General features: G+C 30.9%; 20 protein-coding genes. 11 read left to right on the forward strand and 9 right to left on the reverse strand.

Going from position 1 to position 25,627, the window contains the following annotated elements; all coding sequences use genetic code 11:
* The first annotated feature begins 12 nt into the window (after positions 1-12).
* From EGM88_RS02680 to EGM88_RS02705, 6 genes are all read left to right on the forward strand, one after another.
* Entirely contained in the window at positions 13-1,149 is a 1,137-nt protein-coding gene (locus tag EGM88_RS02680; RefSeq protein ID WP_123896423.1) for a Gfo/Idh/MocA family protein, read from the forward strand.
* 8 nt (positions 1,150-1,157) lie between these two features.
* On the forward strand, positions 1,158-2,213 hold the full coding sequence (locus EGM88_RS02685) for a sugar phosphate isomerase/epimerase family protein (RefSeq protein ID WP_123896424.1): 1,056 nt from the start codon (positions 1,158-1,160) through the stop codon (positions 2,211-2,213).
* A 46-nt stretch (positions 2,214-2,259) separates the two neighbouring features.
* The gene (locus EGM88_RS02690) at positions 2,260-2,997 is read left to right on the forward strand and encodes a 3-keto-disaccharide hydrolase (protein ID WP_123896425.1); all 738 of its coding nucleotides are present in this window, start codon (positions 2,260-2,262) and stop codon (positions 2,995-2,997) included.
* 89 nt (positions 2,998-3,086) lie between these two features.
* Positions 3,087-3,539: a D-aminoacyl-tRNA deacylase gene (dtd, locus tag EGM88_RS02695; protein WP_123896426.1), complete on the forward strand. Its 453-nt coding sequence runs from the start codon at positions 3,087-3,089 to the stop codon at positions 3,537-3,539.
* Positions 3,540-3,628: 89 nt separating this feature from the next.
* Positions 3,629-5,533 carry a DUF3857 domain-containing protein gene (locus EGM88_RS02700; RefSeq protein WP_123896427.1) on the forward strand — a complete coding sequence of 635 codons (1,905 nt, stop codon included), beginning with the start codon at positions 3,629-3,631 and terminating at the stop codon, positions 5,531-5,533.
* A 77-nt stretch (positions 5,534-5,610) separates the two neighbouring features.
* Positions 5,611-7,629: a DUF3857 domain-containing protein gene (locus EGM88_RS02705; RefSeq protein WP_123896428.1), complete on the forward strand. Its 2,019-nt coding sequence runs from the start codon at positions 5,611-5,613 to the stop codon at positions 7,627-7,629.
* Here the strand turns inward: EGM88_RS02705 and EGM88_RS02710 are convergent.
* The 4 genes from EGM88_RS02710 to EGM88_RS02725 all read right to left on the reverse strand — a co-directional run bounded on the left by EGM88_RS02710 (position 7,626) and on the right by EGM88_RS02725 (position 10,853).
* Positions 7,626-7,742 carry a FeoB-associated Cys-rich membrane protein gene (locus EGM88_RS02710; protein ID WP_123896429.1) on the reverse strand — a complete coding sequence of 39 codons (117 nt, stop codon included), beginning with the start codon at positions 7,740-7,742 and terminating at the stop codon, positions 7,626-7,628. The genes EGM88_RS02705 and EGM88_RS02710 overlap by 4 nt on opposite strands.
* Positions 7,743-7,746: 4 nt before the next feature.
* A complete protein-coding gene (feoB, locus tag EGM88_RS02715) occupies positions 7,747-9,852 on the reverse strand; it encodes a ferrous iron transport protein B (RefSeq protein WP_123896430.1) in 2,106 nt (701 codons plus the stop codon).
* A complete protein-coding gene (locus EGM88_RS02720; protein ID WP_123896431.1) occupies positions 9,831-10,085 on the reverse strand; it encodes a FeoA family protein in 255 nt (84 codons plus the stop codon). Before EGM88_RS02720 ends, feoB begins: the two co-directional genes overlap by 22 nt.
* A gap of 96 nt (positions 10,086-10,181) precedes the next feature.
* On the reverse strand, positions 10,182-10,853 hold the full coding sequence (locus tag EGM88_RS02725; protein ID WP_123896432.1) for an SCO family protein: 672 nt from the start codon (positions 10,851-10,853) through the stop codon (positions 10,182-10,184).
* A gap of 63 nt (positions 10,854-10,916) precedes the next feature.
* Here EGM88_RS02725 and EGM88_RS02730 point away from each other — a divergent pair, with 63 nt between their 5' ends.
* Positions 10,917-11,846: a T9SS type A sorting domain-containing protein gene (locus EGM88_RS02730; RefSeq protein ID WP_123896433.1), complete on the forward strand. Its 930-nt coding sequence runs from the start codon at positions 10,917-10,919 to the stop codon at positions 11,844-11,846.
* 209 nt (positions 11,847-12,055) lie between these two features.
* Positions 12,056-13,405, forward strand: a complete 1,350-nt coding sequence (rseP, locus tag EGM88_RS02735; RefSeq protein ID WP_123896434.1) for an RIP metalloprotease RseP — start codon at positions 12,056-12,058, stop codon at positions 13,403-13,405.
* Positions 13,406-13,483: 78 nt separating this feature from the next.
* Here rseP and EGM88_RS02740 read toward each other — a convergent pair whose 3' ends face one another.
* The 5 genes from EGM88_RS02740 to EGM88_RS02760 form a co-directional block, all read right to left on the reverse strand.
* Positions 13,484-14,290 (reverse strand): M48 family metallopeptidase, encoded by an 807-nt coding sequence (locus tag EGM88_RS02740; protein ID WP_203229413.1) that lies wholly within the window; start codon positions 14,288-14,290, stop codon positions 13,484-13,486.
* 218 nt (positions 14,291-14,508) lie between these two features.
* The gene (locus EGM88_RS02745; RefSeq protein WP_123896435.1) at positions 14,509-14,802 is read right to left on the reverse strand and encodes a F0F1 ATP synthase subunit epsilon; all 294 of its coding nucleotides are present in this window, start codon (positions 14,800-14,802) and stop codon (positions 14,509-14,511) included.
* Between the two features lie 20 nt (positions 14,803-14,822).
* Positions 14,823-16,331, reverse strand: a complete 1,509-nt coding sequence (gene atpD / locus EGM88_RS02750; protein ID WP_123896436.1) for a F0F1 ATP synthase subunit beta — start codon at positions 16,329-16,331, stop codon at positions 14,823-14,825.
* Between the two features lie 236 nt (positions 16,332-16,567).
* Entirely contained in the window at positions 16,568-19,423 is a 2,856-nt protein-coding gene (locus EGM88_RS02755) for a TonB-dependent receptor domain-containing protein (protein WP_123896437.1), read from the reverse strand.
* Between the two features lie 95 nt (positions 19,424-19,518).
* Positions 19,519-22,242, reverse strand: a complete 2,724-nt coding sequence (locus EGM88_RS02760) for a T9SS type A sorting domain-containing protein (RefSeq protein WP_123896438.1) — start codon at positions 22,240-22,242, stop codon at positions 19,519-19,521.
* Positions 22,243-22,355: 113 nt separating this feature from the next.
* Between EGM88_RS02760 and EGM88_RS02765 the strand changes: the two genes are divergently transcribed.
* The 3 genes from EGM88_RS02765 to serS all read left to right on the forward strand — a co-directional run bounded on the left by EGM88_RS02765 (position 22,356) and on the right by serS (position 25,471).
* Positions 22,356-22,847, forward strand: a complete 492-nt coding sequence (locus tag EGM88_RS02765; RefSeq protein ID WP_123896439.1) for a hypothetical protein — start codon at positions 22,356-22,358, stop codon at positions 22,845-22,847.
* 156 nt (positions 22,848-23,003) lie between these two features.
* Positions 23,004-23,951, forward strand: coding sequence for a bifunctional riboflavin kinase/FAD synthetase (locus EGM88_RS02770; RefSeq protein WP_123896440.1), 948 nt, complete (start codon positions 23,004-23,006; stop codon positions 23,949-23,951).
* A gap of 245 nt (positions 23,952-24,196) precedes the next feature.
* Positions 24,197-25,471 carry a serine--tRNA ligase gene (serS, locus tag EGM88_RS02775; RefSeq protein ID WP_123896441.1) on the forward strand — a complete coding sequence of 425 codons (1,275 nt, stop codon included), beginning with the start codon at positions 24,197-24,199 and terminating at the stop codon, positions 25,469-25,471.
* Positions 25,472-25,627: the final 156 nt, after the last annotated feature.

Below are 25,627 nucleotides of genomic sequence, written 5' to 3' on the forward strand. Positions count from 1 at the left end.
ACGAATAAAATTATGCCAAAAAAAATAAGATTAGGAATTTTGGGAGGTGGCGGTGACTCATTAATCGGAATATTGCATCGTGTGGCCTCACAAATAAACGACAATTACGAAATTGTAGGTGCAGTTTTTAATCAAAATCATGATAAAAGCATCAAATTTGCTAAGGAAATTGACCTACCTACAAATAGAATATACAAAGATTACAACACTTTAATAGAAGAAGAATTAAAACTTCCTAAAGAAGAAAGAATTCAAGTTTGTTCAATTTTAACACCTAACTTTTTACACTTTCCTATGGCTAAAAAGCTATTAGAAAATGGGTTTCATGTTATTTGCGAAAAACCTTTAACCACTACATATGACGAAGCAAAAATTCTACAAAATATACTTGATAATTCTAATCTTGTTTTTGCCGTAACGCATACATATACCGGATATCCAATGACACGTCAAATGCGTGAAATGATTAAATCAGGTACCATTGGAAAAGTACAAAAAGTAGATGCCCAATATTACCAAGGATGGATAAATCCAATTATTCATGACAAATCCAAACGCAGTTCTACATGGCGTTTAGATCCTGAAAAAGCAGGGATTAGCTGTTGTATGGGCGATATTGGAGTCCATGCTTTTAATATGATTGAATTTACAACAGGCTTACAAATAAAATCTGTGTTGGCAGATCTAAATTATTTATATGAAGATAATGCTATGGATATTGACGGAACTGTTTTAATTCGTTTTAACAGCAATGCCAAAGGTGTTATTCGCTCAAGTCAAATAGCAACAGGTGAAGAAAACGGTTTGTCAATAGCCGTTTACGGTGATAAAGGAGCCTTAAAATGGGAACAAGAAAATCCCAATTTTTTATACTTATTAACCGATAATAAACCTTTACAGGTTTATAAACCTGGACACGCTTACAATTCTAAACTATCCTTAGATGGCACAAAATTACCGCCTGGACATCCAGAAGGAATTTTTGACGCCATGGCCAATATCTATTTAGGTGCTGCAAAAGCTATTAGAAATGAAAAATATAATTCAGGAGAATTTCCAACAATGAATGACGGTGTACGCGGACTTAACTTTATTGAAAGTACCGTACATTCACATAAACAGGGAAATACTTGGGTAAATTTAAAATAACAGACAAAATGAAAACAATAAAAGGACCAGCCGTATTTTTAGCTCAGTTTATGGGAGATAATGCCCCTTTTAACTCTTTAGATGGTCTATGTAAATGGGCAAGTGATTTAGGGTACAAAGGCATTCAAATTCCCACTTGGGAAACCCGATTAATCGACTTAGACAAAGCTGCAAAAAGCAAAACCTATTGCGATGAATTAAAAGGTAAAATAAATAACTACGGACTAGAAATTACAGAGCTTTCTACACATTTACAAGGCCAACTGGTTGCTGTACACCCTGCCTATGATATAATGTTTGACAATTTTGCACCTGATAAGGTAAAAAACAACCCTAAAGCAAGAACGGAATGGGCTGTACAAACCGTTAAAAATGCAGCGATAGCAAGTAAACATTTAGGCTTAAAATCTCACGCTACTTTTTCAGGATCTTTATTGTGGCACACCATGCATCCTTGGCCTCAAAGACCACCAGGATTAGTAGAAATGGGATTTGAAGAATTAGCAAAACGCTGGTTACCAATTTTAAACGTATTTGATGAAAATGATGTAGATGTTTGTTATGAAATTCATCCTGGTGAAGACCTTCATGATGGCGATACTTTTGAACGTTTTTTAGAAGCTACAGGCAATCATAAAAGAGTAAATATTCTATACGACCCATCACATTTTGTATTACAGCAATTAGATTATATTGCTTATATAGATCACTATCATGAATTTATAAAATCTTTTCATGTAAAAGATTCTGAGTTTAATCCCACAGGAAAAAAAGGTGCTTTTGGAGGCTATAACAATTGGATTGACAGAGCTGGACGTTATCGCTCATTAGGAGATGGTCAAATTGATTTTAAAACCATTTTTTCAAAATTAACTCAATATGAATGTGATGTTTGGGCTGTTATGGAATGGGAATGTTGTATAAAAAGTCCTGAACAAGGTGCTAGAGAAGGTGCTGTTTTTATCCAAAATCATATTATAGAAGCTACTGAAAAAGCATTTGATGATTTTGCTGGTGCTGCTATCGATAAAGAGAAGTTAAAAAGAATATTAGGACTTAAGTAAACTTCATAAAACAATAAATTTATTTAAATTATAAAAACATCTATTAATGAAAAACCTAACAATTATCTTAATTTTAGTATTTGCTTTTTCAGCATGTAAAAACAATAAAAAAGAAACTTCTCAAGCAGAAGATATTAACGCCAAAAGCACAACAAATAACGAAAAACAGAACGAATGGATTACACTCTTTGACGGCACTTCTATGGATGCTTGGCGTGGCTATTTAATGGATAAAATGCCTTCTGAATGGTCTATTCAAGACAATACCTTAGCTTTTACGCCTAGTGAAGAAGGAGGCAAAGACATTATTACTAAAGAAAAATTTGAAAATTTTGAGCTTTCGTTAGAATGGAAAATTTCAGAAGGTGGCAACAGTGGTATATTTTGGAGTGTTTTAGAAGTTGAAAATGCTAAAATATATGAATCTGCTCTTGAAGTTCAAGTGTTAGATGATGAAAAACATCCTGATGCTAAAAACGGCACCGATAGACAGGCCGGAGCCTTATACGACTTAGTTTCCCCTTCTGCAAAAGTTGTAAATCCTGCTGGTGAATGGAACACATCCATTATTAAAATTAATCACAAAACAAATGAAGGCTCTTCAACTTTAAATGGTATAGTAATAGCAACTTTTCCACTTCATGGTGAAAAATGGGACAACATGGTTGCCAATTCAAAATTTAAGGATTGGAAAAATTTTGGAAAAATAGCTAAAGGACATATTGGATTGCAAGACCATGGTAACAAAGTATGGTTTAGAAATATAAAAATTAGAAAACTATAATCTGTAAAATAAGTATTTGTTTATAAAAAAACATCAGCGAAACCTACAATCTTAATCTTTAAATTAAATTTGTATTAATAAAGTTTAGCATGAAGGCCGTAATACAAAGAGTTAGTTACGCATCTGTAACTGTTGACAACAAAACTATTTCGTCAATTGAAAATGGACTATTAGTTCTTTTAGGAATAGCAGAAAACGATACAAAAGAAGATATTGAATGGTTATCTAAAAAAATACTAAATCTTCGAATTTTTAATGATGAAAATGAAATAATGAACAAATCGCTTATTGAGGTAGACGGTGATTTAATAATTGTTAGTCAATTCACATTAATTGCTAGTACAAAAAAGGGGAACAGGCCTTCATATATAAAAGCTGCAAAACCAGAGATAGCTACCCCAATTTATGAGCAATTTATTTTGCACACAGAAAAAGCCTTAGGTAAAAAAGTAGGAACGGGAATTTTTGGAGCTGATATGAAAATAAAATTACTCAATGACGGACCAGTAACTATTATAATTGACACTAAAAACAAATCTTAAAACACTAATAATCAAAAAGTATATCATACTAAAAACTGCTTTTTAATTCACAATATATTAACACCAAACCTCAACATTCACCACAAACCATGACCTTTAAAAAGTGCTTACTTTTTGTATTTATTTGTATTTCTCAAATTTCTTTTTCTCAAGATTTTGACGCAAACATTCTGACCATTCCTAATAATTTAAAGCAGAATGCTAATTCTGTTGTGCTAAATTCAATGGTTGATGTTGAATTAGAATCTGCAAGAAAAATGACTATTACTCGTAAAAAAGCAGTAACAGTTTTAAATAAACTTGGTGATTCAAATTCTGAAATTCAAATTTATTATGATTCATCTAATGAGATAAAAGGGGTTAAAGTTTCTATTTATAATGCTTCTGGAACCAAAATAAAAGACATTAAAAAACGTGATTTTATAGATAGAAGTGCTGCAGATGGAATTTCACTTTTTAATGATGGCAGGCTAATATACTACAAATACACTCCCATCTCGTACCCTTATACTGTTTATTACGAATATGAAGTAGTTTCTTCAAACACGGCATTTATTCCTAGATGGTTTCCATTAAATTATTATCAAAGTGTGTTAAAAAGCAGTTATAAAATTACTTTTCCCAATGCTATTAAAATTAATAAATTAGAGAAAAATTTTGAAAATTTTAATATTTCTAAATCAGAAGAATTAAGTACTTTAAGTTATGAAATCAATAATACTCCCTCAATAAAATATGAAGAGTTAGCCCCAAACTATAGAAACATAATGCCTTGGTTAATGGTTTCATCAAATAAATATCATTTAGAAGGGGCAGATGGATCAGCCAATAATTGGAAAGACTTTGGAAAATGGAGATATGAGTATTTATTAAACGGAAAAGATAAAATAAACGCAGCTACTAGCCAAAAAGTAAACAATCTTGTAAAAGATGCTAAAAGTGATATAGAAAAGGCAAAAATTATCTATGATTATGTCCAAAAGAAAACAAGATATATAAGTGTACAAGAAGGTATTGGAGGCTGGAAACCGATGAAAGCTGATGATGTTGATAGATTAAGTTATGGCGATTGTAAAGGCTTAACCAACTATACAAAAACGTTATTAGACGCTGTTGGTGTAAAATCAAATTACTCAGTAATATGGGCAGGTGAAGAAAAAAGAAATGTAGAGAAAGATATTTTTTCTATGCAAGGAAATCACGTTATATTAAATATACCAACAGCCAATGGTGATGTATGGTTGGAATGTACAAGCCAAATTAAGCCCTTTGGTTATCAAGGTACATTTACAGATGATAGAAATGCACTGGTAATTACACCAGAAGGTGGCGAAATTAAAAATACAGGTGCTTATAAAGTTGAAGAAAGTCTTCAACATACAGTTGCAAATTATTCTATCAACACAGAGGGTCACTTAGAAGCAAACGTAAAAATAACGTCTAGTGGAATGCAATACAATAATCATTTTAGAATTGAAAACAATACCAAAAGAGATATAGACGATTATTACAACTCTAATTATTGGGCGTATATAAATAATTTAACAATTGATAATTATAATTTTATAAATAATAAAGATAGTATTATATTTAAAGAAAATTTAAAACTAAATGCCTTAAAATATGCCTCCTTTAGTGGGGACAGAATGTTGTTTGTTGTAAATGCCTTTAACCGAGCATTAGAAGTTCCAAAACGTTATAGAAATAGAAAACTACCATTTGAAATATCCCGAGGTTTTATTGACAAAGACGAATTTGACATTACATTACCTAATGGTTATAAGATTGAAGCCCTACCAAACAACCTTAAAATTGAAAACAAGTTTGGAAACTATGAATTAAGTTTTCTAAAAATTAATGAAAATAAAATAAAATACACTAGAATATTTAAACTTAACGAAGGCCTTTATAAAGCTGGAGAATACGAAAAGTATAGAAATTTTAGAAAAACAATTGCTAAACAAGATAAAGCAAAGGTTGTACTTTTAAAATAGACCTACAGCTATAAAACTTCCACTAACTAACAAACCTAATTTCAATAAACTACACTTATTGAACAATACTTATTGCAATGAAAAAATTAATCTCCTCAACATTATTATTTTTATTTCTCACCACAATTATCTTTGCCCAAGATGTAAAATTTGGGAAAGTCAGTAAACAAGAGTTACTAGAAAAATATTATCCTACTGACTCATCAGCTAATGCAGCAATTTTATATAAAAAAAGAATATCTTATTTCGATTATATTCAGAATAAAGGTTTTCAGTTAATCACAGAAGTTCATGAGCGTATTAAAATTTATAACAAGGAAGGTTACGATTGGGCTACCAAAAGAATTTCTTTATACCAAGGGGACGAAGATGAAAAAGTTTCTATAAAAGGAAATACTTATAATTTAAGTAACGGTAAAATCGAAAAAACGAAACTCAACAAAAAAGATATTTTTGAAGAAGATGTAAATGATTATTGGTATCGTAAAAAATTTACTATGCCTAATTTAGCTGAAGGCTGTATTGTTGAATGGGAATATTCTGTTACCTCACCTTATTATTCTCATATTGATGATATGGAATTACAGTCTTTTATACCTATTAAATATATAGAATCTAAGGTAGAAACACCAGAATATTTTGTATTTAAAAATGTAATGAAAGGCTACTATCCTATTAATTTAGAAAGAAGCACTAAATCGTCTTACATTACATTTAACTTTAAAGAAAGAACTGGAGGTAGCAGCTTTGCAAACGGAAATGTTAAAACCAATTATAATCAAGAAAAAGTAAATTTCAAAACGAATGTAATAGAATGCACACTAAAAGATGTACCTGCATTAAAAGAAGAACCCTATGTTAACAACATTAATAATTATATAACTGCATTAAAATTTGAACTGACAAGTACAAAATTCCCTAATTCCAGTTTAAAGTTTTACAGTACTACATGGGAAGATGTGACTAAGACAATTTACCAAAACAGTAATTTTGGTGGACAACTTGATAAAAAATCACATTTTAAAGATGACTTAGCATCATTAATAAATTTAACCGCTCCAGATAACGAAAAAATTGCCAAAATTTTCCAGTTTGTAAAAGAAAAAATCAAATGGAATAATTATAAAGGACTTTATACTATTGATGGTGTTAGAAAAGCTTATAAAGATGGAGTGGGCAATGTTGCAGAAATTAATTTGACGTTAGTAGCCATGTTACGTGAAGCAAATTTAAAGGCAAATCCTATTTTAATAAGCACAAGAGACCATGGCATTCCTATTTTTCCAACCAATGACGGGTTTAATTATGTAATTGCTGGCGTAGAAAGTGCTTCTGGGATAATATTACTAGATGCTACTGAAAAATACAGTACACCAAACATTCTCCCTCTGAGAGATTTAAACTGGAATGGTAGAATTGTAAGAGAAAATGGTAGTTCTAGTGAAATAAATCTTTTCCCAAAAAAAGCTGCTCAAAAGAATGTATTTCTAGTAGGAAAAATAGATAATGAAGGTAACTTTACTGGGCAAGAAAGATTAGGCCTTAGTAATTTATTAGGTTTAAATGCCAGAAGTAAGAATAACAACGTTAATGAAAATGATTTAATTGGTATTTTCGAAAAAGAAAATGACAATATAGAAATTGATAAATTCAAAACCAATAATCAAGACAATATTTACAAACCCATTTATTATCAATTTAATTTTGAAAGTGATAATCAGGTAGAAATTATTGGTGATAAAATGTATTTTTCACCATTATTTTATCACACAGAGAAGGAAAATCCTTTCAAGTTAGAAATCAGACAATTTCCTGTTGATTTCGGCACTCCTTTTCAAGAAAAATACAACGTAACAGTAACACTGCCTGAAGGTTACAAAATTGAATCACTTCCAGAAAACGTATCATTTTCAACTGAAGATAATTTTGGTAACTATATGTTTATATGCAAAGCAATAGAACACAAACTTCAAATAGTGTCTACACTTAAAATGAATGTTCCTATTATAGCTCCAAACTATTACAGGTCTATAAAAGAACTTTATAAACAAATGATAAACAAACAGTTAGAGAAAGTTGTACTTACAAAAATTTAACATCCACAATCAGTACCACAACCAGACTTTTTCTTAGGCTTAAATAGAAATTTTCTTATTAAAAAAAACAAGGCCAATGCTACTGCTATGTAAACTAAAATATTTTGAATCATAATATTAACTTAGAATTGTGAACGTGATAAAAGAGGCCACATAAGCCAAGGTAGTCATTCCAAAAAGCTGCAACAATGGCCATTTCCAGCCATTAGTTTCTTTTTTTACAATGGCCAATGTAGCGGCACATTGCATGGCAAAGGCATAAAAAACTAATAATGACATCCCTACAGGAAAGCTAAAACGTTTTTGACCCGTTTCTGGATTAATTTCAGCTTCCATACGTTGTCTAATAGTATTACTTTCATCATCCTCAACACTATAAATAGTTGCTAAAGTTCCAACAAAAACTTCTCTCGCCGCAAAAGAAGTTAATAGTGCAATACCTATTTTCCAATCATATCCTAAAGGTTTTATAATAGGCTCTATAGTTTTGCCAGCAATTCCTATATAAGAATTTTCTAGTTTATAACTCGCTATCATATGATCAATATCTTCTTGGCTTAACTGAGTATTTTCAACCTGTTTATTTATAGTTTCTTCAGCATTTTTAAAAGCTGTTGGTCCATTGGAAGCCAAGAACCAAAGTATAATAGAAATGGCTAATATAATTTTTCCTGCTCCAAATACAAAAGCCTTAGTTTTTTGTACAACATTAAAACCAACATTTTTTAACGATGGTATTTTATATGCAGGCATTTCAATAACAAAAAAGCTCTTTCCTTTTACTTTTAAAGTTTTGCTTAATAACCAGCCAGATGTAATAGCGGCTGTAAACCCTAATAGATATAAACACATTAATGCTAACCCTTGTAAACTAAACACCCCCAAGACACGTTGTTGAGGAATAATTAGAGCAATTAAAATTGCATAAACGGGTAAACGTGCAGAACAAGTTATAAAGGGAGTAACCAATATAGTAACCAACCTCTCTTTCCATCCTTCAATATTTCTTGCGGCCATAATAGCAGGAATTGCACAAGCCGTACCAGAAACTAGTGGAACCACACTTTTACCACTCATACCAAACTGACGCATAATTTTATCCATTAAAAAAACAACTCTACTCATATAGCCTGTTTCTTCAAGAATACCAATTAACAAAAATAAAATAGCAATTTGTGGAATAAAAATAACTACCCCACCAATACCTGGAATTATACCTTCAGCCAATAAATTAGTAAATACACCTGCTGGAAGTTGATTTTTGGTCCATTCGCTTAAATTAGCAAATGTGGCATCTATTAAGTCCATGGGCATGGTTGCCCAATCAAAAATAGATTGAAAAATTAATAATAATATGGTAGCAAAAATAACATAACCAAAAACCCTATGCGTCAATACTTTATCTATTTTATGCCGTAAACCGGTTGCTTCTTCTGCATTTACTTCGTATGTCTTTTTTAAAATATTATTGATGTATTGATAGCGTAGAATAGTTTCTCTATTCTGCATTTTTTTTAACCTAATGGGATCTGTTTTAAAATCGTTAATCCGATTTATAAATTTTTCAGGAACCGAAGTTAGATTATGATTTTGAGTAATTAAAAGCCAAGCTTTGTACATAGAAGTATCACTAAACTTTTCTTTTAATTCTTTAAAAAATGAAGCATCTATCCTATCAGCAATTTCGGCAATTTTAAGTGTATTGGCTTTTTTATAATTTAATATTGCCTTTTTTACCTCCTCAATACCTATTCTTTTTCGAGCACTGACTAAAATCACTTCTGATTTTAATTCTTTTTTTAGCAATTCTATATCTAAAGAAATACCTTTCTTTTTCATCCTGTCAGACATATTAACTACTAAAATAGCAGGTATTTCTAAATCTTTAATTTGGCTAAATAAAAATAAATTCCTTTTTAAGTTCTCAACATCAGCTACTACAACTACTACATCAGGATAATTACTTTTATCAATACTTAAAAAAGTTTGTAAAACAATATTTTCATCTAAACTGGAAGGATTAATACTATACGTTCCTGGTAAGTCTGTAATATTAGCCTTAGTTTTATTATCTAATTTTGCGATGCCTGTTTTTTTCTCTACCGTTACCCCTGGGTAATTGCTTACCTTTTGATTTAAACCAGTTAACTGATTAAACAAGAGTGACTTACCGGTATTTGGATTGCCGACTAGAGCAACATTTATGACTTCAGAATGTCGCATAAATTTTTTATTTTGGTAACTTTTATAAGCGAAGCTGTCTCTTTTCTTATAGCTAAATGACTTCCATTTACTTTAATGTATAAAGGATCTTTTAAAGGTGCTATTTGTAGTAATTCTACCTCTTTGCCTGGTAAACACCCCATTTCTAAAAGTTTTAAAGGTACACTATCAAAGGGAATCTCTTCAATTATCCCAATTTCTCCGACTATAAAATCTGCTAAAGTTGAATACAATTTTTATTTAGATTGATTATAAATACTGTGCGAAAATACGTAATTTTTAATAAACTGAAGTGATAAATATCATGAAGTAATTCAATTTAATAATTTTTACTTATTTTTTTTCAACAATTCAATATCTTTTATAATTTGTTGGATATCTTCTTTATTGGTACCATCATAATATCCTCTAATTTGACGGTCTTTATCTACCAAAATAAACTGCTCTGTATGAATAAAGTCTTGGGCACCACCATCACCTTCATCTAAAACAGCAAAATAGGATTTTCTTGCTAAGTTATAAATTTGTTTTTTATCTCCTGTAACCAAATTCCATTTACTGTCAATTACACCTTTCTTATCTGCATATGCCCTCAAAACAGAAACACTATCAATATCAGGTGTTACTGAGTGAGATAGAAATTTTACCGTACTATCATTTTTAAAATACTCCTGCAAATCACTCATATTGGTAGTCATCACTGGACATATGGTCTGACATCTTGTAAAAAAGAAATCAGCTACATATATTTTATTTTCATAATCTTTTTGGGTAATAATTTCTCCATTTTGATTGATTAATTTAAAGTCTGCAATTTTATGATTGTATCTAATATGCTTGACAGAATCATCAACCAATCTTGGATTAACATCGGCAGGGTTGTAAACCGGTAATTTCTTTTTAGGAGTTAATAGAAAAACACCAATTATCACTAAAATCACAAACAGAACTCCAATTCTTAGTATAGTTGGAACCGATTTTTTAAAGAATGATAAATCCATCACATTTTTTTTATATCTTTGGGGCTACTTTGCTTCTCCCAACCTTTTGCAAAGTTATTGTTTATGAAGAAAAAATTACCCCTAATTCTAATAATTTTTTCATGTTTATCTTTTAGTCAAGAGAATTTAAATATACATGATATTTATCTTCAGGAATTAATTACACTTTCTGATGATGAATCAGTTATTAATATTGACTCAGAAGATTTAGAGTGGCGTAAAGCTACCGTTGAAAAAATTACAAACGAACATTATAAAGAACCCAGTTTTTTAAAAATGGCTATGGTGTTACATATGCTAAAATATAAATTGGGTGACGAGAACTTTTCTAATAGTATAGACGCATACCTATTAAAGTTAAATGAAAATAATAGTACTGTTTCCATTAAAGATTTTCAACAATCTACCGAAGAATTAACAGGAGAAGATTTATCTGATTTTTTTAATGATTGGACTGTTGGTAAAGGATTTCCTTCATACGAAATAACTTGGTTTCAGAGTAAAAAAAATAATGAAATTAATATTATAGTGTCACAAACGCAATCTGACACATCAGTATCTTTCTTTGAAATGCCTATACCTATAAAGGTAAGTAATAGCGATGGCGACTCACTAATAATAAGACTTAAACTTTCTGAAAATAAACAGAGTTTTACAGGAATGGTGCCTTTTCAAATAGATCAGGTTGAAGTAGACCCAGAATATCACATTATTAGTAAAAATAACAGCGTTAAAAACGGGGTTGATCAAGAGGTTCTAAGCAGTAATATTTCTTTATACCCTAATCCAACTAAAAATGCTATAAACATTCAAAATAATAGTGATGCAATTGTAGAAAAAGTATCTATTTACAATATGTTAGGTAAATTAGTATTAGAAGAAAGTAATCCGCTGCTAGCCATTAATTTAAAACCACTTTCATTTGGTATACATTTAGTAAAAATAGAAACCAATCAAGGGGTTTTACACAAAACAATACTAAAAGAAGAATAATTTTCAACCTATAGATTAAAGTAAAACTTGTTGAAACTTCAACTATTCTGAGTAAAAGATTTATACTATTAAATTCATAACATTTTTTAATTCAGACATCTATATTTAAACGTAATCATTTTAACAAACATTTTACGTAACACATTTTAATCTAATTATTTATAAAACCTTACATTTGCAAACTGATTTTTAAAACGATTTTATAGAAGATGGAGATATTTATTAAGGTTTCACAATTTGTATTAAGCTTATCAATATTAATAGTATTACACGAACTTGGGCATTATATTCCTGCTAAAATATTTAAAACTCGCGTAGAAAAATTCTATTTATTTTTTGACTATAAGTTTTCACTTTTCAAAAAGAAAATTGGAGAAACTGTTTACGGTATAGGATGGATTCCATTAGGTGGATATGTAAAAATAGCTGGTATGATAGACGAAAGTATGGATACTGAGCAAATGAAAGAAGAACCTAAACCTTGGGAATTTCGTTCTAAACCAGCTTGGCAACGCTTAATTATTATGTTAGGTGGCGTTACTGTAAATTTTCTATTAGGTATTTTCATTTATATTCTAATGATGAATATTTGGGGTGAAAAGTATTTGCCAACTGAAAATTTAAAAGATGGTATTTGGGTTCAAAATGAACTTGGTGAAGAACTAGGCTTACAAACAGGTGATAAAGTTCTTTCAATTGATGGTGAAAAAATAGAAAGATTCAGCAGTCTTTTTATTGAATTTGTTAATGGAAACTCATACACTATTGAAAGAAATAATGAAATAATTGAAAAAGAAATTCCTGTAGATTTTATTTCAAAATTGGTAGATACTGAAAAAGAAGACGCTAATTTCTTAGCCCTTAGAATTCCATTTTTTATTGGCAATGTAATAGATACTCTACAAAATGCAAATAGTGGTTTAAAAGCCAAAGATATTGTTGTTGCAATAAACGATAAACCTATAAAATATTTTGATGAAGCTGAAACTGAATTCAACAAATATAAAAACGAAACAGTAACACTTACAGTAAAACGAGAAAGCCAAACAAAAGATATTGATGTAAAATTAGATGATAATGGTAAAATAGGTGTACAAATAGCCATGATGCCTGAAAGTGACTTGGAAAAATTAGGCTATTATAGTTTTGAAACCAAAACATATAATTTTATAGAAGCAATTCCTGTAGGAATTAACAAAGCGTGGACAACGTTTTCTAGCTACCTAAAACAACTTAAAAAGATATTCAACCCTAGTACTGGAGCTTATAAAGGTTTAGGAGGATTTATATCTATTGGAAGCATTTTCCCATCTACATGGGACTGGCAAACATTTTTAAGCATCACAGCATTTTTATCAATAATGTTAGGAGTTATGAATTTACTACCAATACCAGCTCTAGATGGTGGTCATGTAGTTTTTACTTTATACGAAATGATTTCAGGTAGAAAACCTAGCGATAAATTTTTAGAATATGCCCAAGTTGCAGGTTTTATATTTTTAATAGCCTTACTATTATTCGCTAACGGAAACGATATATACAGACATCTATTTAAATAATAGATTTTATTATAAAACATTAAAAAATGCCACTTAAAAATAAGTGGCATTTTTTATGTAGTAATAGTAAATATTATTTTATTTCTTAGCATCTTGTTTTTCAGCCCATTCTTTAGCACGTTTAGCACGTTTAGCTGAACCTGGATGAGACGAAGTCAAAGAGCCTTTACCTCCATCTACACTTAAATTAGCCAACTTTTGAAAAGCCCCATGCATAGCGTGATAATTCATGTTGTGCTTAACCATGAATTGAAATCCATATTTGTCAGAAGCCGACTCATGTGTTTGAGAAAATTGAGCATTTACAACATTTTCAACAAAATTACCAATTTCTTTGTCTGCTAAAATTTTACCTCCATTTGAATTTGCAATTGCAACATCTTTAGCAGCAGATATCGCATAAGCTGATTGATATCTCTTTTTAGAATGTCCCAGCTTTACATGACCAATTTCATGACCAATAACGCTTAATATTTCATCGTCAGTCATCAAATCCATTAAACCAGCCATTACCCTAACACTACCATCTGGCGTTGCAAAAGCATTGACATCAACTACAAGATATACTTTAAAATTTAAGTCCAAGCCATCTTCATTATCAAGGCCTTTAACCAATTTAGCCAATCTGTCTGCATAAGGGTTTCCGGCATCGGCTATGGGATTATTCTCATCCATCCATTTTACAGATTGTAGTGACAACACTGCCATTTCATCGTCAGAAAGTGTTGCTGCCTTGGCTACTTTTTTAGCTGCTTCAACATTTTTAGATTTACCTAATACCTTACCAAATTGTGCATTAGCATTGATCACAACAAGCATCAAAGATGCAATTATAAATTTCGATTTACACATAATAATTTCGTTAGTTTTCTTTGAAAAGTTCATACTTATTAATTTAGATTATTTAGTTGGAGATATAACAATGAAGTAATACATCTACCACTTAATTTATAAATACAAAACTGAATATAAAAAGAGTCGAAATTTAACCTAGTAGTAGTGAATTCTCAGCCACTGAATATTGGGGGATTAAAAACTATATAAATAAAAAAACCTCAATGATTTTTCATTGAGGTTAATAAATTAAAACTTTAGTAGATTTGCTAATCTGCTAAAACAATTACTTTATTATCTTTTAATTCTACGGTTCCTGATTTAATAGGGAAAACTAAAATTTTATCATCATCAGGATGTTTTTGGAAGCTTCCTGTAAATTTCTCAAAAGCCTTTTGGTTTTGTGTATGGGTATATACTTTAACAACCCCCTCTTTTAACAAAGACACTATTGCAGCGTGCTTATTAAGCATGTGAAATTCACCTTCAACACCTGGTACGGCTACTGAATCAACTTCTGCATTAAATATAACAGCTTCTGGACTTACTATTTCTAAGTTCATAATATTTTAATATTTAAAATCTAAGCTTCCGCTAACATTTTTTCACCTGCTTCGATAGCCTCTTGTATAGAACCCTTTAAATTAAAAGCTGACTCTGGTAAATGGTCTAATTCACCATCCATAATCATATTAAATCCTTTAATAGTATCTTTAATGTCAACTAAAACTCCTGGAATACCGGTAAACTGTTCTGCTACATGAAAAGGTTGAGATAAGAAACGTTGAGCTCTACGTGCTCTATGTACTACTAACTTATCTTCTTCACTTAATTCTTCCATCCCCAAAATAGCGATGATATCTTGTAATTCTTTATAACGTTGTAATAACTCTTTTACGTTTTGAGCACAATCATAATGCTCTTGCCCTAAAGTCTCAACATTTAAAATTCTAGAAGTAGAATCTAGAGGATCAACTGCTGGATAAATACCTAACTCAGCAATTTTACGAGACAATACTGTTGTAGCATCTAAGTGAGCAAATGTTGTTGCTGGTGCAGGATCTGTTAAATCATCTGCAGGTACATAAACTGCTTGTACTGAAGTAATAGAACCTGTTTTAGTAGAAGTAATACGTTCTTGCATAGCTCCCATTTCAGTTGCTAATGTTGGTTGGTAACCTACCGCAGAAGGCATACGACCTAATAAAGCTGAAACTTCAGAACCCGCTTGTGTAAAACGGAAAATATTATCAACAAAAAACAGCACATCTTTACCTTGACCATCTCCAGCTCCATCACGGAAATACTCAGCAATAGTTAAACCTGATAAAGCAACACGTGCACGTGCTCCTGGAGGTTCATTCATTTGACCAAAAACGAAAGTGGCTTTTGATTCTTTCAAACCTTCTTTATCTACTTTAGATAAATCCCATCCTCCTTCTTCCATAGAGTGCATAAAATCATCTCCATATTTAATAATACCTGACTCTAACATCTCACGAAGTAAATCATTTCCTTCTCTTGTACGTTCACCAACTCCAGCAAACACAGAAAGACCTCCATGACCTTTGGCTATATTGTTAATTAATTCTTGAATTAATACCGTTTTACCAACACCTGCACCACCAAATAATCCAATTTTACCACCTTTAGCATAAGGCTCAATTAAATCAATTACTTTGATACCTGTAAATAAGACTTCAGTTGAAGTAGATAAATCCTCAAATTTTGGTGCTTTACGATGAATTGACAAACCATCTTTTCCTTCTTTAGGTAAATTACCTAATCCATCAATAGCGTCTCCAGTTACGTTAAACAAACGTCCATAAACATTATCTCCAATTGGCATTTGAATTGGATTTCCTGTAGCTGTTACTTCATAACCTCTACTTAAACCGTCTGTTGAATCCATAGCTATACATCGAACTGTATCTTCACCAATATGTTGTTCTACCTCTAGCACTAGGACTGAACCATCTTTTCTGATTATCTCTAAAGAGTCATGAATTTTAGGAAGGTCTGAATCTGTTGAAAATTCAACATCAATTACCGGACCAATAATCTGAGCAACTTTACCTGTAACTTTCGCCATTATTTATAATTATTTTGGTTTCATTTTAAATTTGAACACAATTACTACCTTATACACAAAAACTAAGGAGTAAAATATTCTCGTTTTTACGAGCTGCAAAGGTAAATTATTTATACTTATTGTAAAAGTGTTTTTTTAAATTATTTTTAAACCTATTAGTTTGATTATCAACACAAATTATAAACACAAAAAAGCCTCACTTCATGGTGAGGCTTTTTTAATTCTTATCTATACTTTTATAAATTAATTATCCAAGACACATAATACATAGAACCAAGAGATCCTGTACCTGGAGCACTCATAAACTCTTTTCCTCCAATATTAGTACCTCCTAATTTAAATATAGATTTCATTTTAGGAATACTGTAATTAACTTGAGCATCAACAACACTTCTAGCATCAATCATAGCATCAGCAAAAGATGATTCCCATAAAAATTCATCACTCCATCTATAATCAATTTGGAACCCAAAATTCTTAAAAAGACTTGTATTTCCAAAACCAACTTTTACTTTATGTTCAGGTGTATTAAATCCTGCTTCATAATCTGGATCTGATGATTGATCAAAGTCAAATTTGGCATACGTATAATTAATTCCAAAATCAAAACTATTAAATACTTTAGTAGAAACACCTATTGTAGCTCCATAAGAAGAAATATCTGCTTCTGAATTTGTATACAGTTGAAATGGCTGATAATCTCCATTACCAATAGCTATAATAGCTGTAGGAATTGGCCCTCCCAATTCAGGTGGTAAATTAGTAATGTCCGAAGCTAAATTTACACTTCCATAATGTGGAGATACTACTGTTTTATTTCCAATAAAATCTTCATATATATTATAATAAGCACTTGCATCTAACATTAACCTTCCAAAACCTGCTCTATATCCAATTTCAAAGGCTTGAACTCTTTCTGGTTTTACATAATCAAAATCAGCAACCTCTAACAAACCAGGGTTAGGAGCTCCTTGGGCTGCACTAGCTCCAAAAGCCATTACTGATGCCAATGTAAATGAATTTTCATAAGCATCTCTACCCGTTAACTGTACTGTTGCAGGAAAACCTAATGCCTGAGACTGCAAACTATTGTCTAAAGGTTTAGATGTATATCTATCTAAATTATCAGGAGCTGAACCTACTAAAATAGCTTGACCAGCATCTAAACCAATATATTGATCTTGAGTAGTCGGATTTCTAAATCCTGTTTGATATGAAAATCTTAAGTTTCTAGTTTTACCTTCTCCAAGTGAATAAGAAACCGAGATTCTAGGAGAAACGTTTCCATCAAAATTCTGTGCTTTATCATATCTAATTGACCCCGTAAGCTTTAGCCTTTCATCAACTAATTTCTTCTGAACTTGCATATATGCACCATATTCATCATAATGGATTGCTCCGTCATAATCGGTAAAAATTGTACCGCTAGAATTTAACGCATATTCTCTATAAGAACCTCCGATTTGAATTTCAGCAAAATCTATTAAATTATGGAAATTATAATTTCCATCTACATGATACAACTTAGTTTGATCTTGAAATTTTGCCCCTGTATTTAAATCTGGATCCGAGGTGATAGCTTCTAACTGAGCATCAAATTCAGGTGTACCTGGTTGCAACGTTACGTTTGCATCTGCAAATTGTCTTGCAGCAGCATGGGCAGCATCTTGTCCAGAACCTTGAGCAATGGCTCCTAAAAATGTTTGAGCATAAGCACCAAACCATTGCGTTGCATTTGCTTTATTCATATTAATTCCAGCAAATCTCATATCGTAAGAATCTCCAGCATTCTCATCAGTGATATATCCTCTTAAAAAGAAATTATCATTTCTAATTTCGAGCTTATGTTGCTGCATAAGAAAATTATTAATATTATATCTATTAGCACCTTGATAAATAGTATTACCTATACCAAACTTAGCATTATAAATTACTTCTAAATCATCAGCAAAGGGTCTATAATGAAAAGCAAAAGCAGCTTTAACACTTTCTGCTTTATAATCTGTTAAATCAGATTCTTTATAACCAGTTCTAGAAATAGTTTGAGTTCCTAACGCCTCAGCTACTGATTGAGGAAAACCAGCTCCTAAGGCTAAGGCTTCAAAATCAAGAGGTACAGCAACTTCATCTCCATAAATATTTGCTTGATCAAATGATGTAGCATTACCAACAGTAGGTATTATAACATCTGGATTACCAGCTCCTGCATCTACGTATTGATTATAATCTGTGGCATACCACTCTGTACCTTGTAAATAAGACAATGTTGCCTTCGCGGCAAATTTATCACTAAATTTATATGCAGCTCTAATACCTAAATCATAATAAGGATTATCGCCTGCTGCATCTTGCATTGTAACTCCAGTTTTAAAATATGTACTAATACCATCATCGTCAAAAGGGTTTTTACTTGTCATAAACAAAATACCATTAAATGCATTAGCACCATACAAAGCTGAGGAGGCTCCTGGCAGTAATTCAACAGTATTTACATCTAATTCTGACATACCTAATAAATTACCAAGAGCAAAATTTAATGCTGGGGAAGAATTATCCATACCGTCTACCAACTGCATAAATCTAGTGTTTGCAAATGTTGCAAAACCTCTTGTATTAACAGATTTAAAAGTTAAACTACTTGTACTCACGTCTACACCTTTTAAGTTTTCTAAACCATTGTAAAAACTTTCAGAAGATGTATTTTTTATATCTCTAGCATCCATACGTTCTACAGTTACTGGAGATTCAAGTATACGTTCTGGTGTTCGAGAAGCCGAAATTACAACTTCATCCAACTCGTTACTTTCCTTAAGAACAAAATCTATTGTTTGGTTATTACTAGTTACTTCAGCAGTTACTGATTCTAACCCCAAAAAACTTGCTTGAATAGAAAATGGCGGTGTTTGATTTACTTTTAACGTAAAGAGGCCATCAAAATCTGTGGCAGTACCTGCAGCAGTACCCACTACAATAATATTAGCACCTGGAACTGGCTCGCCATTCGAATCTGACACTTTACCAGACACAACGGTTTGTGCATTAGTTAAAGCAAAAAACATTAATGAAAATGCAAGAGCAAAATATTTAATCATAATACTATCAATTTGAGTTAATAAGTTCGCAAAATACAAATTTTTTTAATTAAATTTTACGAAATATCAAAAATCAAGCTACGATATTTATCAAATTAATACTTTATTATTTTTTTTGAAGTACTAAATCTTCCTTTTTGAATTTTTAAAATATAAACCCCAGAAGATATTTTACTGAAATTCAAATACTTATCAAATATTGTGGTTTGATTAGCATATTTTCTCCTTAAAACTTGCCTACCAGTAGTATCAAATAACGAAATTAAGACATCATCAGAAGAATTGGATTCAAAAGTCAGATGTATTTCATTATTGAAAGGGTTTGGATAAATTCTAAACTCATTAAAACCATAATCATCAACACCAACGGTTTGATTTGTTTGACACAATTCTATTGACCAATTATTTAAGGTACCAACATCTCCATGAGAATTATCTACAACTTTTAACTGCCAGTTACCCAAAGATGAAACTCCATTAAACGTTGACAACAAATTTGACCCTTTTGTTGTTCCTGATATGGCCGGATCAGAAAAACTACAATTAACAGCACTAGCTCCATCATCAAAAGTAGCATTTATATTCTCTCTTTGCTGCCCTGAAGAGCCACAAGTTCGGTCATAAATTAAAACCTCAGTACCGTCTGGTGCTTTTAAATAAATCTGTAAATCCCACAACCACGAATGTGAAATATCTAAAGAAACATTTACATCCGAGACCAAAAAATTATTTGCTACATTTATTGTTGAAACTATGCCTGCTGTATTAGCATCAGGGATAGACTTTGGTACATCAGAAGATTGATATGTAGAACAAGTAGTTTCAAAAGAACCTATAGAAATATTTTCAGCATTAACAGCGAAGAAAATATTGGAAACCGCCTGCACCATAATTCTTGCATTAGGCGAAGGGGTATTTGGTACGATTATACTTTCAGTTCCATCATTAGGTGTATTTGAAGCTAAAACAACAGGAAAAGTTAACCCTCCATCTAAAGACAATAAAATATTCACATTATTTTCATTGATTCCATTTGCTGTTGTACCTGCAACATCCCAATTAATAATTTTGGAATCATTAACTTTCCAAGACAATCCAGTAGTATTTTGTGAAGTTACTACAAACGGACCTGCAGCATCTGTTACTGTTATCTTGACACTATCCGTAGCTGTTTGCCCCTCACCAACCACATTATCTCTTACAGTTAAAGCAAAATTCATAGTTCTAGAAACATCTGGTAAAACTTCCCAAGTAGAGATTCCTCCTGAAGTCAATGTTTGCATATCGGGAAAATACCTATCCGATTCTAAAGTAGGAGAATACGAGCGAAAAACAGCACCTACTGTTTGCGTAGATGAAGGAGGTATAGAAATACCACTCACCTCATTATCTATTTGTTCCCAACAATATGTTAATACATCTCCATCTAAATCTGACCCCAATCCTTTTAATACAAAAGGCGTAGATTTTGGTATAACATAATCACTTCCTGCATTAGCAGTTGGCACATTTAAATTATACGAAAAACTAGAAACTGTAGCACAAGAGCCTCCATTTATTATATTATCATATATTTCAGCAATACTCACTACATGAAAATAGCTATCGCTATTTCCTTGAATATTTTGTTGTGGGCCACAAATACCGGCATAACTCATTAAAGAAGAGCCACTACCGGGTTCAACTGCAGTAGCATCATTTCTATTACCACCACCGCAATTACCAGCTGTACCATTAAAAGTATGATTGGCTCCAAATTGATGCCCCATTTCATGTGCAACATAATCTATGTTAAAACTATCACCCACAGGAAAAATAGAACCCGTAACTCCTTTGGCTTTATTAGAACCACAAACAGAAGCTAAACTAGCAACACCTCCACCTCCTGTACTAAAAACATGTCCAATATCATAATTTGAAGCACCAATAACACTATTAATATTATTCTGATTTTGAACTAGCATAGCAGAACCATTATCATTTGTGTAAGGATCATTACCTGAATCAGTTTCTAAATAGATAAGTTGATCATTATTAGCAATTAATTGCATAGTTATTGCAAGATCACGTTCAAAAATTGAGTTCACTCTATTCATAGTTACTACCATAGCAGATAATACGACACTGATAGAATCGACTCGGGCACTTCCAGCTCCTAATCCTGCAGCATCAACATGAAAATTAGAATACTCTTCAGTTGCTGCTAATGCCAACCTATACGTACGTAATTTTAGATCATTAATAACCTTTTTACGCACTTTACTTTTCAACTTGACTATTTCTTCTTCTTCAACAGAACACTCAAAAAGTTTATCTGTTAATACATCCTTTTTATAATAAACGTGATATTTTTCTCTATTTTCAGTATATGGATCAATGAACATTGTCCCTTTTTGTGAAGATAAAACAATAGCATGAAAACCTAAATCACTAATACTAAAATAAACTTTTAAAGAGCCATCGTTTACTCCTCGCCCTTTGTAAGATTTTATTGAAGGAAATTTTTTTGCTAAATCTGGATGTAAAATTGGAGTTTCAGCTACCTTAAACTTAACAAGATTACCTTCCGCATCAGGTAATTCAACAACTTTAGAATTATTACTACTCTTGAGGTTAAACTTGAGCCTATTTTTTAACTGGTTAATATTTAAATTAAAAAGTTGATGCTTTTTAGTGATTGCATTGGTTGGCAATATTTGCTCAGAACTTTCTACAAAGTCAACTTTAGACCAAAGGGTATTTTCTTGAGAAAAACCTTTACTACAAGACAATAGTAACAGAATAACTAAAAGAAAATAAGCGTAATTTTTAAAGCTCATAATTAAACATTGCAGAAACAAAGATAATAGAACTTTTTAAATGAAGTTTTAATATCTTTACCAAAAATGTTTCTATGAGATTTTTTTCATTCAGTTTTATTTTATTTTTTTTAATGAGTTGCAAAGCAACAACTACAGAAAACCCACTTAAAAAACAGACATTTAATCTAAAAAACTGTCTAGAACAAAACCAATGTTCTATAGAAATAATACCAAATACTAACCTATTAATTAAACAGAATGAATCAGAAATTCTGGATGTTAGTGTTTCAAAAGGAGACAAAATAATAATAAAATATGAATTAAAAAGAGTAGAACTTCCAAATACCGAAGATGGACACTATCGTGAATTGGTTTATTTTGAAATTGATAAGAAAAATAGACAGTTATTTTTAACTAATAAAGCTTTACAGCACGTAAAAATGACTTTTGGAAGATTTTGTTATTGTAAAAATGGCGGTACTGGTTTTTTTAAAGTAACAAACGGCAAACTGAAATTAATTAGAAACGAAAATGAGTTACAAATAAATCTCAATTTTAAAGTAGGTAAAATTCCACAGATAATTACTGAAATTAACGAAACAATAACATTAATAGATAAATAATTTTAAATATAAGTTTCATCTGTTTAGTTGAATTATAAAATTAATTAATTTTGCAACCCATCCAATTTTGATAAAAATCACATTTTTTTACTCAATTTTCACTTAAACGTAAAAAATCTAAACCAGTTCATTATTTTTGCCCTATAAATTATATTTGTGAAGATACATCGGTCCATAAAAGAATTTACTGGAAAAGAAAATTCGTCAATTGTAACTATTGGTACTTTTGATGGTGTTCATATTGGACATCAAGAAATTATCAAAAATCTAGTTAAACAAAGTTTAAATAACGGAGGTAACTCTGTTATTCTTACTTTTTTTCCACATCCAAGAATGGTATTACAACAAGGGGTAGATTTAAAATTACTTACAACATTATCTGAAAAAATTGCTCTTTTAGAAAAAACAGGATTAGATGTTTTAGTAATAGAACCTTTTACAAAAGAGTTTTCAAGATTAACAGCAGTTGATTTTGTAAGAAATGTTTTAATTCAACAGTTAAAATTAAAAAAATTAGTTATTGGTTACGACCATCATTTTGGCAGAAACAGAGAAGGAAATTTTGAACAATTACAACAATACGGAGAACTTTACAACTTTTCAGTTGAAGAAATTCCTGCACAAGACATTAAAAACATTGCAGTAAGCTCAACAAAAATACGTAATGCACTTTTGGAAGGAGACATAAAAAAAGCTAATAGCTTTTTAGGGTATGAATATTTACTTACTGGCACTATTGTTCACGGAAAAGGTTTAGGAAAAAAATACAATTACCCAACTATAAATATCAACATAAAAGAAGATTATAAACTAATACCCAAACCGGGTGTTTATATTGTAAAAACAAGGCTGAATAATAAGAATTTGTTTGGTATTATGAATATTGGCTTTCGCCCAACCATAAATGGCAAAAATCAAACTATAGAAGTACATTTACTTGATTTTAACGGTGACTTATACGGTAAAGACATTTCAATTTCAATAGCATATCGTTTACGAGACGAACAAAAATTTGATTCATTAGAGCATTTATTCGCTCAAATTAAAAAAGACGAAACAACCACAAGAGCATTGATTAAACAAGGGGAAATTTCTTTTAGTTAATATAAACAAAAACTGATTCTGCTTTATTTTAAACACATCTAAACTCGCCTTTTACACCAAATAGCAGAAAGCAGCCATCTTAGTTTTTTCACTTTTATATTTCTTTATTTTTTTGAATCAAACTAGTTGTACCCTACATTAAAAACAACCTCGAATTCAATGAATAATTCAAAATGATAAAAAAATCTTTTTTTTCAAAAATCTATTGACAATCGTTATCTTTGCTCACTTAATATAAAAAAATCATGTTACAAGTAGCTTTTATTAGAGAACATAAAGACCGTGTTATAAAAGGATTAGAAAAAAGAAATTTTACTGATGCCAACAAAATAATTGAAGAAGTTTTAGCTGCTGATGAAAATCGCAAATCTATTCAAACTAAATTAGATCAAGTATTAGCGGAATCTAACAAACTCTCTAAAGAAATTGGATTTTTATTCAAATCTGGAGAGCAACAAAAAGCAAACTTGTTAAAAGAAAAAACCAGTCAACTTAAAGAAAGTTCAAAGCAATTAAATGAACAGTTAACTGCTGCACAAAATGAATTAGACAATTTATTATATCAAATACCAAATGTTCCTAATACATTAGTTCCCGAAGGGAAAGGAGAGGAAGATAATGAGGAAATTTTCAGAGAAGGAGATATTCCAAAATTACATGATAAAGCTTTACCTCACTGGGAATTAGCAAAAAAATATAACATTATAGACTTTGAGTTAGGTAATAAAATAACTGGAGCTGGTTTTCCTGTTTACAAAGGAAAAGGAGCAAAATTACAACGAGCATTAATTAATTATTTTTTAGACAAAAACACAGCTGTTGGTTATCAAGAAGTTCAAGTACCTTTATTGGTTAATGAATCTTCAGGATTTGGCACTGGACAATTGCCAGACAAAGAAGGACAGATGTATCATATTACAGGAGACAACTTATACTTAATTCCTACTGCAGAAGTACCTGTTACTAATATTTATAGAGATGTATTATTAAAAGAAAGTGATTTTCCTATTTTACATACAGGTTACACACCTTGTTTTAGACGTGAAGCAGGTTCATATGGAGCTCATGTAAGAGGTTTAAATAGATTACATCAATTTGATAAAGTAGAAATTGTACGAATTGAACACCCCGATAATTCTTATAAAGCTCTTGACGAGATGGTAAATCACGTAAAAGACATACTTAAAGAATTAAAATTACCTTATAGAATTTTAAGATTATGTGGTGCAGATATAGGATTTACATCTGCTTTAACATACGATTTTGAAGTATTTTCTACAGCTCAAGACAGATGGTTAGAAATAAGTTCTGTTTCAAATTTTGAAACTTTTCAAGCCAATCGGTTAAAATTACGTTTTAAAAATTCAGCTGGAAAAAGTGAGTTGGCACACACATTAAATGGTAGTTCTTTAGCTTTACCTCGAGTTTTAGCCGGAATACTAGAAAATTATCAAACTGAAAATGGCATAATAATACCTGAAGTGCTAAGAAAATATACAGGTTTTGATGTTATAGACTAAACTAAAAATAGTTTACAATCAGTCTTATTTTAATCACTTTTTTGCAACGTAGATAAATGTAAAATACACTATTTATCATCAAACTTTTGGCGTAAAAGCATATACAGACATTTTATCTTTTTTATAAAAGAAATTAAAAACAGCTTTAATGCCTAG

Source organism: Aureibaculum marinum (assembly GCF_003813905.1).
GTDB classification, from domain to species: Bacteria; Bacteroidota; Bacteroidia; order Flavobacteriales; family Flavobacteriaceae; genus Aureibaculum; species Aureibaculum marinum.